18 protein-coding genes are annotated in these 12,916 nt (G+C 41.5%); 9 read left to right on the top strand and 9 right to left on the bottom strand.

Annotation, left to right across the window (positions count from 1 at the left end):
• Nucleotides 1–5: 5 nt before the first annotated feature.
• Both MKY17_RS25040 and yidD read right to left on the bottom strand, forming a co-directional pair.
• Nucleotides 6–950, bottom strand: a complete 945-nt coding sequence (locus MKY17_RS25040) for a zinc ABC transporter substrate-binding protein (protein WP_098369296.1) — start codon at nt 948–950, stop codon at nt 6–8.
• A gap of 121 nt (nt 951–1,071) precedes the next feature.
• Complete coding sequence (yidD, locus tag MKY17_RS25035) at nt 1,072–1,311, bottom strand: membrane protein insertion efficiency factor YidD (protein ID WP_076369996.1); 240 nt, start codon at nt 1,309–1,311, stop codon at nt 1,072–1,074.
• 191 nt (nt 1,312–1,502) lie between these two features.
• Between yidD and MKY17_RS25030 the strand changes: the two genes are divergently transcribed.
• On the top strand, nt 1,503–1,976 hold the full coding sequence (locus tag MKY17_RS25030; protein ID WP_098369240.1) for an S-ribosylhomocysteine lyase: 474 nt from the start codon (nt 1,503–1,505) through the stop codon (nt 1,974–1,976).
• Between the two features lie 38 nt (nt 1,977–2,014).
• On the opposite strand, the gene ytzI is transcribed toward MKY17_RS25030, so the two are convergent.
• A complete protein-coding gene (gene ytzI / locus MKY17_RS25025; protein ID WP_081108936.1) occupies nt 2,015–2,170 on the bottom strand; it encodes a YtzI protein in 156 nt (51 codons plus the stop codon).
• Nucleotides 2,171–2,294: 124 nt separating this feature from the next.
• Between ytzI and MKY17_RS25020 the strand changes: the two genes are divergently transcribed.
• Nucleotides 2,295–2,735 (top strand): DNA starvation/stationary phase protection protein, encoded by a 441-nt coding sequence (locus MKY17_RS25020; RefSeq protein ID WP_339201046.1) that lies wholly within the window; start codon nt 2,295–2,297, stop codon nt 2,733–2,735.
• A gap of 95 nt (nt 2,736–2,830) precedes the next feature.
• Here MKY17_RS25020 and MKY17_RS25015 read toward each other — a convergent pair whose 3' ends face one another.
• Nucleotides 2,831–3,088, bottom strand: coding sequence for a DUF6154 family protein (locus MKY17_RS25015; protein WP_339201045.1), 258 nt, complete (start codon nt 3,086–3,088; stop codon nt 2,831–2,833).
• 241 nt (nt 3,089–3,329) lie between these two features.
• Between MKY17_RS25015 and MKY17_RS25010 the strand changes: the two genes are divergently transcribed.
• Nucleotides 3,330–3,674: a hydrolase gene (locus tag MKY17_RS25010; protein WP_339201044.1), complete on the top strand. Its 345-nt coding sequence runs from the start codon at nt 3,330–3,332 to the stop codon at nt 3,672–3,674.
• A gap of 113 nt (nt 3,675–3,787) precedes the next feature.
• Nucleotides 3,788–4,258 carry an RNA deprotection pyrophosphohydrolase gene (gene ytkD / locus MKY17_RS25005; protein ID WP_339201043.1) on the top strand — a complete coding sequence of 157 codons (471 nt, stop codon included), beginning with the start codon at nt 3,788–3,790 and terminating at the stop codon, nt 4,256–4,258.
• Nucleotides 4,259–4,479: 221 nt separating this feature from the next.
• Here ytkD and MKY17_RS25000 read toward each other — a convergent pair whose 3' ends face one another.
• Genes MKY17_RS25000 through MKY17_RS24990 form a run of 3 tightly spaced genes read right to left on the bottom strand, consistent with a single transcriptional unit; the run spans nt 4,480 to nt 7,021 of the window.
• The gene (locus tag MKY17_RS25000) at nt 4,480–5,271 is read right to left on the bottom strand and encodes an ABC transporter permease (RefSeq protein ID WP_260398182.1); all 792 of its coding nucleotides are present in this window, start codon (nt 5,269–5,271) and stop codon (nt 4,480–4,482) included.
• Nucleotides 5,261–6,031: an ABC transporter ATP-binding protein gene (locus MKY17_RS24995; RefSeq protein ID WP_098369246.1), complete on the bottom strand. Its 771-nt coding sequence runs from the start codon at nt 6,029–6,031 to the stop codon at nt 5,261–5,263. The genes MKY17_RS25000 and MKY17_RS24995 overlap by 11 nt, the downstream gene beginning before the upstream one ends.
• A gap of 27 nt (nt 6,032–6,058) precedes the next feature.
• Nucleotides 6,059–7,021, bottom strand: coding sequence for an ABC transporter substrate-binding protein (locus tag MKY17_RS24990; RefSeq protein ID WP_144529375.1), 963 nt, complete (start codon nt 7,019–7,021; stop codon nt 6,059–6,061).
• 180 nt (nt 7,022–7,201) lie between these two features.
• Here MKY17_RS24990 and MKY17_RS24985 point away from each other — a divergent pair, with 180 nt between their 5' ends.
• The 4 genes from MKY17_RS24985 to MKY17_RS24970 all read left to right on the top strand — a co-directional run bounded on the left by MKY17_RS24985 (nt 7,202) and on the right by MKY17_RS24970 (nt 9,823).
• Nucleotides 7,202–7,993 (top strand): prolyl oligopeptidase family serine peptidase, encoded by a 792-nt coding sequence (locus tag MKY17_RS24985; protein WP_260399859.1) that lies wholly within the window; start codon nt 7,202–7,204, stop codon nt 7,991–7,993.
• Nucleotides 7,994–8,031: 38 nt separating this feature from the next.
• The gene (locus MKY17_RS24980; protein ID WP_076370015.1) at nt 8,032–8,274 is read left to right on the top strand and encodes a DUF2584 domain-containing protein; all 243 of its coding nucleotides are present in this window, start codon (nt 8,032–8,034) and stop codon (nt 8,272–8,274) included.
• A gap of 272 nt (nt 8,275–8,546) precedes the next feature.
• Nucleotides 8,547–9,011, top strand: a complete 465-nt coding sequence (locus MKY17_RS24975) for a DUF523 domain-containing protein (protein WP_141994719.1) — start codon at nt 8,547–8,549, stop codon at nt 9,009–9,011.
• Between the two features lie 41 nt (nt 9,012–9,052).
• The gene (locus MKY17_RS24970) at nt 9,053–9,823 is read left to right on the top strand and encodes a TSUP family transporter (RefSeq protein WP_339201037.1); all 771 of its coding nucleotides are present in this window, start codon (nt 9,053–9,055) and stop codon (nt 9,821–9,823) included.
• A gap of 189 nt (nt 9,824–10,012) precedes the next feature.
• Here the strand turns inward: MKY17_RS24970 and MKY17_RS24965 are convergent, their stop codons facing one another.
• Nucleotides 10,013–10,201: a Fe3+ hydroxamate ABC transporter substrate-binding protein gene (locus MKY17_RS24965; protein ID WP_141994705.1), complete on the bottom strand. Its 189-nt coding sequence runs from the start codon at nt 10,199–10,201 to the stop codon at nt 10,013–10,015.
• A gap of 173 nt (nt 10,202–10,374) precedes the next feature.
• Nucleotides 10,375–11,517 carry a UDP-N-acetylglucosamine 2-epimerase (non-hydrolyzing) gene (gene wecB, locus MKY17_RS24960; protein WP_098369250.1) on the bottom strand — a complete coding sequence of 381 codons (1,143 nt, stop codon included), beginning with the start codon at nt 11,515–11,517 and terminating at the stop codon, nt 10,375–10,377.
• A gap of 190 nt (nt 11,518–11,707) precedes the next feature.
• Between wecB and MKY17_RS24955 the strand changes: the two genes are divergently transcribed.
• A complete protein-coding gene (locus MKY17_RS24955) occupies nt 11,708–12,913 on the top strand; it encodes a glycosyltransferase family 4 protein (RefSeq protein ID WP_339201034.1) in 1,206 nt (401 codons plus the stop codon).
• Nucleotides 12,914–12,916: the final 3 nt, after the last annotated feature.

Raw genomic sequence — 12,916 nt, 5'->3', positions numbered from 1 at the left:
TTTTCCTATTGCAATGCAGTTTGAAGTGTCTTAACATTCTTTTCCATTAAACTGAAGTAATCTTCACCGGCTTTGATATCTTTATCCGTCAACACGGAAAGGTTATGGAGCTCAAGTGATTTCGCTCCCATTTCCTTTTGGATGATCTCGGTTAGTTTAGAACTGATATTTTGCTCAAAGATGACGTAGTTCAAGTCTTCTTCTTTAGCCATGGTTACGATTTTCCCCAGTTCCTTTTGAGAAGGTTCGTTTGAAGATGTTAGTCCTGTGACGCCAATTTGTTCCAATCCATAGCGTTCCTCCCAATAACCATATGCAGAATGGGAAACGATGATCTTATTGGTACGGCCCGACTCGATCGTCGTCGCGAATTTTTCATCAAGTGCCTCAAGCTTTTCGGAAAGCTCGTTGAAATGATTGTTGAAATATTCTTCCTGCTCCGGCATTTTTTTCGTTAATTCGTCCTTGATGGTTTTAGCCATGTCAATGGAATAGATGGGATCTAACCACAAATGCGGATTAACGCCCCCATGGTCATGACCGTCTTCTTCATGTGCATGTTCCTCTTCGTGTGCATGCTCATCAAGATGAACCGTTTCGCCCACCGCAATCGTACTGACGCCTTCTTTGCTTAGAATTGGTTCAGCCTTGGTTACAAAGCCTTCTAGATTATAGCCAATATAGAAAAATAGGTCTGACTCAGCCATTTTTACAATATCTTTTTGAGAGGGTTCGAATGAGTGTTCATCCGTTCCGGGAGGATAAACCGTTTCGACATTTACGTACTCCCCGCCAATGGCCTCCGTGAAGTACTGTAAAGGGTAAACCGTCGTATATATATTTAAGGCATCCTTGGTTTCTTCTTTACTCGATTCTCCCTTTGAGTTACCGCAGGCTGACAGAAATACCGCAGTAACAAGGAAAAGTGAGAGCAATGCTCGGATTTTCATATGAAATGCTCCTTTATAATTCGTATTGATTACGATTTGAATGTTATGTGGTAAAAACGAAATGATTACGATTTGACTTCTGTATGATACAAAAGATTGCAAAAGAAAGCAAGGTTTTTTTCTATTGGTCCTCACTTTTTTCTTTTTTTTCAGGAACAAGGTCAATGCCCCCTGGATGAAACGGATGACATTTAAGAATCCGGATGAGTGCTAACCAGCTTCCTTTTATCGGTCCGAACCGATTGATCGCTTCCAAACCATAATGGGAACAAGTTGGGTAAAAACGGCAGGTAGGCGGTTTTAATGGAGAAATAGCAACTTGGTAAAAACGGATGATTCCCATTAATATTTTTTTCAACACAATGCTTTCATCTCTTTTCGAGTAAATTCGCTACCCTTCATTATAGCATATTTTCTAAATTTCCAATAAGGGTAAAAAAGGAATAAGTATATAGGTATTCCGATTGATATAATAAGAATTAATTTTAAAGGATGAAATATATTGTTATTCAAGGTAAAATAGAGATGACATACAATTAAGGAGTGAATTAAATGCCTTCAGTTGAAAGCTTTGAATTAGATCATAATGCTGTTAAAGCCCCATATGTTAGACATTGCGGTGTCCATAAGGTAGGAACAGACGGTGTTGTTAATAAATTTGATATCCGTTTTTGCCAGCCGAATAAACAAGCGATGAAGCCGGATACGATCCATACCCTGGAACACTTGCTTGCATTCAATATCCGTAAGCATTCCGAGCGCTACGATCATTTTGATATAATCGATATTTCGCCAATGGGATGTCAAACAGGATATTACCTTGTTGTCAGCGGTGAGCCGACAGTGACGGAAATCATCGATGTTCTTGAAGATACATTCAAGGATGCTGTTACAATTACCGAAATTCCAGCTGCAAACGAAAAACAATGCGGCCAAGCAAAATTGCATGATCTTGAAGGGGCTAAGAAATTAATGAATTTCTGGCTTGCACAAGATAAAGCAGATCTTCATAAAGTTTTCGGTTAATAAAAAAGTTCCTGTCATATTTGTGACAGGAACTTTTTTCATTTTTCGGGTTCTTCTTTTTTTCCTTCATCCTCAGGCAAAGGATCGATGGGGTCCACTGTATGCTTGTAGCTGTAACCCTTTCCGATTGTTAGGACCGATAAGGCCAATACAATCAGAATCACAATAATGGATATGACTAAAACCGTAATCATACATCACAGCTCCTATCGTTCACAATTTAGATTCATTTTAGCATAAGAACATAATTAGAAAATGTTTCAATTTTGGAATAGAGGGAATTATAAAGGTATAACCAACTTACGGAGGTAGATATTTATGGCTCAGAAAAAATTAGGAACTTTAGTGAATAAGGAAATTGCAAACTTCAGTGTTCTTTATACGAAAATCCATAATTACCACTGGTTCGTGAATGGACCGCACTTCTTTGAACTTCACCAAAAATTGGAAGAGTTATATAAAGAAGTGACATCCAACTATGATGAATTGGCTGAAAGGTTATTGGCCATTGGTGAAAAACCGGTTGCCACCCTTAAAGAGTACATGGAATTAACGACGATCGAAGAAGCGACAGGTAATGAAAATACAGAAGATATGGTTCAAAGCGTCATCAGTGATTTTGAGAAGCTTTCCGAAGAGTTCCAGGAAATCATCGCAGTTGCCGAAGAAGAAGATCCGGTTACGGCTGATATGCTGACAGGCATGAAGAAAAGCTTAAACAAACATGCTTGGATGCTGCGAGCGTATTTAGGACATTAAGATATAGGAAAAGCTCTGCTTCGGTAGGGCTTTTTTTCTGGTTAAAACAATAAAAAAGGCATCCATCAAAAGAGGGACACCTGACAAGGTATGTATTAATGAATATTCCTTGGCGGAAAATGTGTAGGTTTCGTGTCGTTCAAACTATTTTGAGCGAACTTCCCTTTTAACGTTTCAATAATGTAAAGGCCCATTAAATTGGTCAGTTCTTGATCATCCATCTCTTGAAGCAATTCGAAAATTTCCTTGCGGTCAAGTTGTTCCAGAACCGCAAAAGTAAGCATATCAATATCTTCTTCATCACCAGTCAGCTTATCACGGTACATATTGTATAATTCTTCAATTAACTTCAAAACTCTCACCTCACATTTATTAGAAATCCGTTATCTCTTTATATGTAGGTTATCAAAAAAACCTCTGGGTGCATATAAAAATCTTAAGGGATGCTTGGGCTTATTATATGTTTTACCCTTTGAAAGATACTTTAATCTATTATTTAATATCTTTGTTCTTCTGTAAACAAAATTTTCCATTGTATGAAGTCGGGAAATACGTGAAAAATAAGCGTAGTATATATGGAAAGGGTGGATGGATGTGTCTGAAAACAGGAAAAAATATTACATTTGGCTTCCGAATGGGCAGATAACACAAGATAGGGAAAGTTCTCCATGGAATTTCGAAATCGAGGCGACCGATAATGAAATCATCAAGTTACGTGAATTATTTGATTATAATTATTCAGTAGGGGATGAAAATTTTTACCGGGCACATGTCCCATACCTTCAATACCATTTTGACCGTGAAAATGATAAACAGGATATCACGCTCCAAAAAATTTACGAAATGATTTATGCTCTAGGTACTGATGAAGGAAGACGGCATATAGAAAGCATGGGGATTTTACAGGCAAAACCAACAGACGATGGCCTCGAATATTGAGGGTCCATCGTTTTTTTGATGTGATGCAGATTCTGGCTGGATACTGGTTTTTTTTACCCATATAATGATAGAAGGGACATAGCATTATTTCTTATATGGAGAGAAGGGGAAAAATGAAACGTTTTTTTGATAAGAACGGATATAAGGTGGAATACTCCGAGGATCCTGTCTTTGGAGAATCTTGGCATGTTTTTGTGCTAAGCAGATATAAGGGCAGGTGGGTATTGACCAAACACAAAGAGCGGGGGTTGGAGTTCCCCGGAGGAAAGCGGGAAGCAGGGGAATCGATTGAAGAAACGGCCATAAGGGAAGTGTATGAAGAAACAGGAGGCTTGGTGGGCCAGCTGCAATTTTTAGGACAATATAAAGTACATGATCCAGTGAAGCCATTCGTTAAATCAATATACTACGCTGTATTGCGTGAAGTAGAGAAGAAACAGAATTACCTGGAAACGGAGGGCCCGATCTTTTTGGAAGCATTGCCGGATGTACTCGGTGAGGAGTTTAGCTTCATCATGAAAGACGAAATTGTACCGTTGAGCTTATCAAGACTGGATGATGCCATTTTGCTGAGAAACGAGTGAATCTGCCGGAACTCACGAGTAAATGTTCGAAACTCACGAGTAAATCGCTGAAACTCATGAGTAACAGCCCAATTCACGAGTAAATAGCCAAAACTCACGAGTAAATGACCGAAACTCACGAGTAAATCGCCAAAACTCACGAATAAATCGCTGAAACTCAACTAAATTCATGTTTTATCTCAGCATGAATGAAAAACTGCCGAGGGTTATCGGCAGTTTGGTTAGTCTTTGATTAATTTTCGCTCGAGCAGTTCTACTAGTTGATACATGATTGTGGCAAAGACGGCAATGATCATTAAGGCAAGCATTACAAGGGTAAAGTTGAAGACTTGAAAGCCATAAATGATGAGGTAGCCGAGTCCTTTGGCCGAAACAAGGAATTCCCCTACGATGACGCCGACCCAGGAGAGGCCGACATTCACTTTCAATGTCGAGATGATCGTTGGGAAGGAGGCGGGTAATATGGCTTCTCGAAAAGCTTGTGTTCTTGTGGCGCCAAAAGTTTGGAGTACCTTCAGGTAGTTCGGGTCGACTTCGCGAAATGCGGTGTAGACGACGATGGTGGTGATGATGATGGAGATGATCGCCCCCATCGAGATGATGGATGGAAAGCCAGGACCGAATGCTACAATGATGATGGGGCCGAGTGCCACTTTCGGCATGGCATTTAAAATGACGAGATAGGGGTCAAGTGTTTTGGATAATCTTGGCGACCACCAAAGCAGGGATGCCAGGATCGTTCCAAGCAGTGTCCCTATGATAAAGCCGAGAACGGTCTCGAATAGCGTCACTCCGGAATGAGATAGCAGTGTTCCATCACCTAGTTTCTGTATGAAAAGATGCCATACTTTAGTTGGGGAGCTGAAGATGAGCGGATCTATCACTTCCGTTCGGGATAAAATTTCCCAACTGCTGAAAAAAACGATGAAAATCAGGATCTGATAAAAGCGGATGAGCCTGTTTTCTTTTTTTAATGAGGTTTTATATTGGTTATGAAGCTGTTCAATATTCAAGGCTCTCAAGCTCCTTCCAGATTGTTTGGAATAGCATCGGATACTGTGGATGGTTTCGTGCATGGAAAGGCGTGAGTTCACACAGTTCATCGGGCACTTTGAAGATTTTGTGCACGCTTCCCGGGTTCGCGGAAAACAGATAGATGCGGTCGCTCATTGCAATGGCTTCACCGATATCATGGGTGACGAGCACGGCTGTCTTTCCGAAGGATTTCAGGGTTTCAAAAACAAGGTCTTCCAGCTTCAGCTTCGTTTGGTAATCAAGAGCCGAAAATGGTTCATCAAGCAAAAGGATTTTTGGGTCGACCGCCAGTGTCCGTGCCAGTGCTGCCCTTTGCCTCATTCCTCCCGAGAGTTCGCGCGGATATGATTTTCCGGTGCCTCCCAATCCAACGTCACTTAAAAGTTTCAGCGTTTTTATTCTTTCAAGGCCTTCATCTTTTTTAATCAGTTTCAATCCTAATAATATATTTTCTTCTATCGTCTTCCATGGAAATAGATAATCCTGCTGCAGCATATAGCCGATTGAAAGGTCACTGTTGGCTTTCAGCGGTTTGTTTTCGAGCAGGATCTTTCCTGCAGTGGGCGGAAATAGCCCGGCGATGATGGAAAGCAGGGTGGTTTTTCCGCAGCCGCTCGGACCTAGAAAAGAGACGAATTCACCTTTTTCAATGTCGAGGGAAATGTCCGCTAGTGCGGTCGCTGCCGTCTGATTTGAAAAATAAGTATGGTGAATGTCTTGGATTTTTAAAAAGCTCATCGGACATCCTCCTTACCTTTAGCTATGCTATTTTGTGACTTCTTCAGCAAAATCGGTATTGACCAGCTCATCATGGCTTATACGTGAAGGTAGCTCGCCTGCTTCATCCATGATGTTTTGCAGATTGTTCCATTCTTCTTCATCAAGAATGGGGTCTGTGGCAAAGGATCCTTGTTCTTTGTAGCGGTTGATAACTGTTTCCATCGTCTCGATATTGGTATCTTCAAAATACGGCTGAATAACTTCGGCAATTTCGGCAGCATCATTTTCTTGAACCCAATCCTGTGCTTTCTTCAATGCCCTCGTGAATTTTTCGACAGTCTCTTTGTCTTCTTTCAAATAGCTTTCCTTAGCCATATAAACTGTATAGGGAAGATGCCCGGACTCAGTGCCGAAAGAAGCGACGATATAGCCTTTTCCTTCTTTTTCAAAAACACTGGCCGTTGGTTCGAACAGTTGAACGAAATCGCCGGTTCCGGAAGCGAAGGCAGTTGCGACATTCGCAAAATCAATATTCTGGATGAGGTTCAAATCTTTTTTCGGGTCTATGTTATGTTTTTTCAATACGAACTCGCCGGCCATTTGTGGCATTCCGCCTTTTCGCTGACCTAGGAATGTAGAGTTTTTCAGCATATCCCAATTGAAGTTGTCAATTTTTTCACGTGAAACAAGAAACGTTCCATCCGTCTGTGTTAATTGAGCGAAGTTGATGACAGGTTCTTTCGAATCTTGTGCCTGAACGTAAATCGATGTTTCAGAGCCGACGAGAGCAATATCCGCACCATCGGTCAGAAGTGCGGTCATCGTCTTGTCGCCGCCTGCCGTCGTTTTCAAATCAATGCTTAGACCCTCATCTTTAAAAAATCCCTTTTCAATCGCTACATATTGCGGTGTATAGAAAAGGGAGCGGGTTACTTCGGCAACCCTGACCTTCGTTGTTTCCTGTTCCTTTTCCTTGTTGCTGCATGCTCCAAGCGGGATCACCAGCATGCACAGAAGTAAAAACACGACACCTGCTTTACACCATTTTTTCAAAAGTCCTTCCTCCTTGATATATAGGTATTTTGCCTACATTATCGTATGAACGGAAGAAAAAAATGTGAATGCCTCTCAGGGGATAAAAACAAGCGGATGTTTTACAATAAGAATAAAGAGAAAGGAGAGTGGAAATTGGAGAACGGAACGATTATTTCAAAACGGCGGTTTCCATCACCGCATCCACGAATCCATCTTTATTCAGTCACATACATATCACAAGGCCTGAAGGTAAAGGGGCTTCTAGCTGAACCGGTTGATGGCGAAATACATGACGCTTTCTTATATTTACGCGGCGGGATAAAAAATGTCGGCAAGGTGAGGCCTGCAAGGATCGTGCAGTATGCTGTAGAAGGCTTCATCGTTTTTGCTCCTTTTTACCGTGGTAATCAAGGAGGGGAGGGAGATGAGGATTTTGGAGGCGAAGATAGATTCGATGCGATATCAGGATTCAATCTTCTTGAACAGCACCCCCGGGTGAACAAGGATCACATTCATATCCTCGGATTTTCCCGTGGCGGCATCATGGCGCTTTGGACTGGGATATACTGCAGGAATGCAGCGTCGATCGTCACATGGGGAGGTGTGTCGGATATGTTTTTAACATATGTCGAACGTGTCGATATGCGTCGGATGATGAAGCGGGTCATTGGCGGAACACCTAAAAAATGCCCCGAGCAGTATGAATACCGTACGCCATTGTTTGCAATTGAAGATTTGAATGTACCCGTTCTGATCATTCATGGTGAAAAAGATGACAATGTCGCCATTGAACACGCGTACCGTTTGGAAAAAAGGTTGAAAATGCACGACAAAGAGGTCGAGAGCTGGTATTTCCCTCAATTCACGCATTACTTCCCACCCGCCGTGAACAGAAAAGTAGTCGAAGATTTAACATCTTGGATGAAAAGTAAAACCGAAAAATGATAGAATGAAGTATATATTGGCAAGAGGAGGAGATACACATGGGCATGCCTATGGAGCTAAATACCATGATCGTTACAAAAGGGAACGAAACCCGTGAAGAAGAAAACATTTTTCGGCTGTCGAAAGATGGTTACAGGTTATACCCTATCGATATTCCAATCGATGTCCGCAAGACGATTCAATCTGACTCAAGCGGAACAGCCGTTATCCAAAAAATTGAATGGACAAGTGAAAAGACCATCATTACGTACCAACTACTATCACTGAACTCAACTAACTAAATAGACAAGCGCTTGCCGGGAATCGTCTCGCAGCAAGCGCTTTTTTTGATTGTGTTGCATAATTCGACCTGTGCGCCAATAATAGCACCAACGCTCCAATAATCCGACATTTGCCCAACGAAATCGGCCGTAAACTCCCATAATTCGACTTACACGCCAATATTCCAACCGACATCTTATCAGCGCAAAATCCCTTGTGGATTCAATCTTCGAAATGATTGTCATTAAAAGAATGGTAAAATGGTGTAAAGCGCATGAGGTTGGGTGATTTGATGATTTTAGTGAGTTCTTGTTTAGCGGGCCTTGAGGTAAGATACAATGGTACACACAGCTTGGATGATAGAATTATGGAATTAGTGAAGGAGAAAAAGGCGATAGCGGTTTGTCCAGAGTTGCTTGGCGGTTTTTCGACACCGAGGGATCCTGCGGAGATAGTTGGCGGTGAAGGTGGGGATGTCCTTGATGGAAAAGCGAAGATCATCGAAAAGTCGGGCAGGGATGTAACGGATCTGTACATAAAGGGAGCGAATCTTACATTATTGAAAGCCCAGGAGGTAGGGGCGACGCTAGTCGTTTTGAAAGAAAATAGTCCATCCTGTGGAAGTGCCACGATTTATAATGGGGAATTCAAGGGGGAGAAGAAGGTCGGGAATGGAGTGACCGCGGCTTTGCTTAGGCGGCATGGATTCACGGTCATTTCAGAGGAAAGGTTATACGATTATCTGGATGAAAAATGAGTAAGGCATTATAGATAGTGCTTTTGAAAGAAGGGGTACACATGGAGGATATCAATCTCTATACTTTGCTATTTTTAGTACTTGCGGGTTTTATTGCCGCATTCATCGATTCCGTTGTGGGCGGGGGCGGATTAATTTCCATTCCGGCTTTATTGTTCACGGGGATTTCGCCTTCAGCGGCACTTGCCACTAACAAGCTGGCGGGTACAATGGGATCTTTAACGAGTACGATTTCATTCATTCGGGCTGGAAAAGTGGATTTCAAATTCGTCATCAAGCTGTTTCCGATTACTGTGATTGGAGCGGTGTTAGGAGCATACGTTGTACATTTCGTTTCCGCAGAGATACTGAAGCCCCTCATTTTGATTTTGCTGGTCATTGTCGCGATTTATACGTTGGTAAAAAAGGATTGGGGTAAAGATGCAAAGTATAAAGGGCTGAAAAGGAAGAAAATGATTCTTTTGATAGTCATAATATTTGCGATTGGCTTTTATGATGGTTTTCTTGGACCAGGCACAGGTTCCTTTTTATTATTTTCATTTTTGATTATCGGGTTTGATTTTGTCCAGGCTGCCGGGAATGCAAGAATATTGAATTTCGGGAGCAATATTGCCGCACTTATCATTTTCTTATCTATGGGGACCGTCAATTTTGCCTATGGAATTCCGATGGGTCTGGCAATGGTCGCAGGAGCATTGGTAGGAACGAACTTCGCAATTAAGAAAGGTGCTTCCTATGTGCGGATATTATTCATTTGCGTCACGATTTTATTGATTGGAAAAAATGTCCTTAATTATTTTCATGTGTTATGATGGATGGTTTTCGCGAATGATTCCTATTAAAAATGGCCGGAGATACTAAGCGTATTTGTGGCCATTTTTACATTCATTTTGTGAAATTCAAGTCCGAGTGAACACCAAATTGATCCTTGACCTTACCATACTTAGCTAGGGGGGTAACTTGATTTTTCATACTAATCCTCCTGTTTCGTGTCATGACTATCAATTCGGCAGGGAGATTTTATCCTCCTTATCAAAACAAACTTCGCAGATGAAGCTTCCTTCATTTTTTAAATATGCCTTTATTTCAGTCATCCCTTTACGCTTCGGATAACGCATTTTCACAAGAACGACTTCATCCCCCTTAATTTCTTTACCACATTTAACACACTTGGGATCTTCCCCGAACATCTAAACACCTCCCAGCAATTTAAAGTTATTGATCTACCCAAACTATCACATAGGTATCTAATATTTTCAAATTCAAATTAGGATTAGTTTTGTACTCATTGTTTTAATCTGGCTGAATAGAAAAAGCCTGCCGCTTACGTGACAGGCTTTTCTCATTATTCTCTTGTGCTTTTTCATAAAGGAAGGGGGGATTTCATTCCGCAATGCTTTAACAGGATTTCGACAATCCGCTGTGAAGCGAATCCATCTCCATATGGGTTGGAAGCTGTCGCCATTTTTCTATAGGCCTCTTCGCTTGTAAGCAGGTTATTGGTCAATTGATAAATTCGTTCTTCTTCAATCCCTGCCAATAAGAGAGTGCCAGCGTCGATTCCTTCCGGACGTTCTGTCGTATCGCGCAGCACGAGAACGGGAACGCCTAGTGATGGGGCTTCTTCCTGCACACCTCCGGAATCTGTCAGGATAAGATGTGATCGCGCCGCAAAATTATGGAAATCAATCACCTCTAAAGGTTCTATTATATGCAGCCTATCATTATCGTTGAAAACCTCATGAGCGATTTCGCGAACGACTGGGTTTTTATGAATGGGGAAAACAACTTGGATATCCCCGTGTTCATCAAGAAGCCGTTTCACGGAACGGAATATTCCTTCCATTGGTTTTCCGATATTTTCACGGCGGTGTACGGTCATTAATAGCATTTTATCACCATTCAACCCGGAGAGAATCGGATGCATGTAGTCTTTTTGTATCGTTGTTTTCAAGGCATCGATGACAGTGTTTCCGGTAATATGGATATAATCATTGTTTTTGTTTTCCGCTAGGAGATTTTCAGCAGCCCTCTTGGTAGGCGCAAAGTGCAAGTCAGCCAAGACTCCGGTCAACTGTCGATTCATTTCTTCAGGGAACGGTGATTGCTTATTCCAAGTACGGAGACCAGCTTCAACGTGACCAATCTGTATCTTATTATAGAAGGCGGCCAGGCTTGCGATGAAAGTTGTCGTTGTATCCCCATGAACGAGGACGATATCCGGTTTTATATCTTTCATGAGCGAACTCAATTTTTCAAGCCCGCGAGTTGTAATCTCTTCTAATGTTTGTCTATCCTTCATCATATCCAAATCGTGATCTGGCTTTATTTGAAAACATTGCAAGACTTGGTCGAGCATTTCCCTATGCTGGGCGGTGACCACCACGATGGTTTCTATTTCTTCTTGATGCTTTTTCAGTTCCAAAACGACTGGTGCCATTTTGATAGCCTCTGGTCTTGTACCAAATACGGTCATGACCTTTATACGTTGTTTAGGCATGCTCATTTCCTCCTCTTCTGAATGTCTCCCCCATTATAACGGGAAGTTCATGGGAAATATAAAAATGAAACAATAATTAACAGAATTTTTACAATATTAATGAGGACTTTATATTTCTTTAACCTTCAGTTAATATCTGGCATTTACAATATAAAGCAGGAAGCATAGCTAAGCAGAATAGAGGTGATAGGCGAATATGAAAAGCGTCCTGATGATCGTACAAAACTTTTATCCGGAAATCGGAAGTGCGGGAAATAGAATGAAAAATATATATCTCCATTTGAAAAGAAACGGATTTGAGGTAACGGTCATCACATTGAAGCCGAGTTATCCTAATCAAAGTTTATATCAAGATACAAAGTTTTGGGATGAAGAAAGCATTGAAGAAGATGTCATCAGGATTAAACCGGACAAAGTGAAGAGGTATACAAGCAATATGGGGAAGCGGTTGCTTCATTATCTTGAAGCGATGTGGCTTTTCATTTATACAATTATTCGTCTCGAAAAAAAATATGATTATGTGTTTGCCACGACCCCGCCGATCTTCCCGACATTTGCGGCGTTGATCGCCAAGAAGAAGATGAAGGCGAAACTCATTACCGATGTCAGGGATTTATGGCCGGAATCGTTGATAGGAGTTGGGGTATTCACTAATAAGTGGGTTTTGAAAATCGCTTTCTTCTTGGAAAGGAAGCTATATCGGCATTCGGATTTTATTATCATCAATAGTCCTGGTTTCAGGGATTATATCGTTGCAAAGGGAGTCAAGGAAGAGACCATCCAATTCATCCCTAATTCGCTTACTGCGGATGAGCTGACGTTAAAGAATTTGCTTACACCCGTATCGGAAAAAGTAATCAAAGTCGTTTATGCGGGGAATATCGGACTGGCTCAGGACTTGAAAAAACTGATAGCCGTGGCTGAAAAGCTAAGGGAACATAAACGAATCGAGTTCTCGATGATTGGATATGGATACCGGATATCCGAAGTGGAGAAGGAGATAAGCTCTAGAGGGCTGACTAATATTAAGATGATTAATGCGATGAATCGAAGAGTGACCCTTCATGAAGTTTCAACGTCCCATATTGCCTATGTGAGCTTGGTTGAAAAAGAAGTCTTCAATAAGGTTTTGCCTGGTAAAATCATCGATTATATGTGTGTCGGAAAACCGATTGTCGGTGATGTGGACGGCAGGGCCAAGAAGATGCTCAAAGAGGCGAAATGCGGGTTGGTGGCAGAGAGCAGGAATGTTGATGAAATCTGTCAGCATATCTTGACCATGGCCTCAGATCCAGCCCTTCGTGAAGAACTGGGGGAAAACGGTCATCGGTATGCTAAACAACATTTTCAATGGTCTAAAAATATTAAAGGTCTCATCAATGTGATGGAGGCGTCAGGCTGAAAA

This window comes from Peribacillus sp. FSL P2-0133, assembly GCF_037975445.1.
Taxonomy (GTDB): Bacteria; Bacillota; Bacilli; order Bacillales; family DSM-1321; genus Peribacillus; species Peribacillus simplex_E.
Note: the sequence above shows the minus strand (reverse complement) of the source record. Positions and strands in the feature narration are given on the sequence as shown.

Coding starts and splice junctions, on each gene's coding strand:
- MKY17_RS25040 (WP_098369296.1), bottom strand. CDS start 950: ATGAAAATCCGAGCATTGCTCTCACTTTTCCTTGTTACTGCGGTATTT.
- MKY17_RS25030 (WP_098369240.1), top strand. CDS start 1,503: ATGCCTTCAGTTGAAAGCTTTGAATTAGATCATAATGCTGTTAAAGCC.
- ytzI (WP_081108936.1), bottom strand. CDS start 2,170: ATGATTACGGTTTTAGTCATATCCATTATTGTGATTCTGATTGTATTG.
- MKY17_RS25020 (WP_339201046.1), top strand. CDS start 2,295: ATGGCTCAGAAAAAATTAGGAACTTTAGTGAATAAGGAAATTGCAAAC.
- ytkD (WP_339201043.1), top strand. CDS start 3,788: ATGAAACGTTTTTTTGATAAGAACGGATATAAGGTGGAATACTCCGAG.
- MKY17_RS24995 (WP_098369246.1), bottom strand. CDS start 6,031: ATGAGCTTTTTAAAAATCCAAGACATTCACCATACTTATTTTTCAAAT.
- MKY17_RS24990 (WP_144529375.1), bottom strand. CDS start 7,021: ATGCTGGTGATCCCGCTTGGAGCATGCAGCAACAAGGAAAAGGAACAG.
- MKY17_RS24980 (WP_076370015.1), top strand. CDS start 8,032: ATGGGCATGCCTATGGAGCTAAATACCATGATCGTTACAAAAGGGAAC.
- MKY17_RS24975 (WP_141994719.1), top strand. CDS start 8,547: ATGATTTTAGTGAGTTCTTGTTTAGCGGGCCTTGAGGTAAGATACAAT.
- MKY17_RS24970 (WP_339201037.1), top strand. CDS start 9,053: ATGGAGGATATCAATCTCTATACTTTGCTATTTTTAGTACTTGCGGGT.
- MKY17_RS24965 (WP_141994705.1), bottom strand. CDS start 10,201: ATGTTCGGGGAAGATCCCAAGTGTGTTAAATGTGGTAAAGAAATTAAG.
- wecB (WP_098369250.1), bottom strand. CDS start 11,517: ATGAGCATGCCTAAACAACGTATAAAGGTCATGACCGTATTTGGTACA.
- MKY17_RS24955 (WP_339201034.1), top strand. CDS start 11,708: ATGAAAAGCGTCCTGATGATCGTACAAAACTTTTATCCGGAAATCGGA.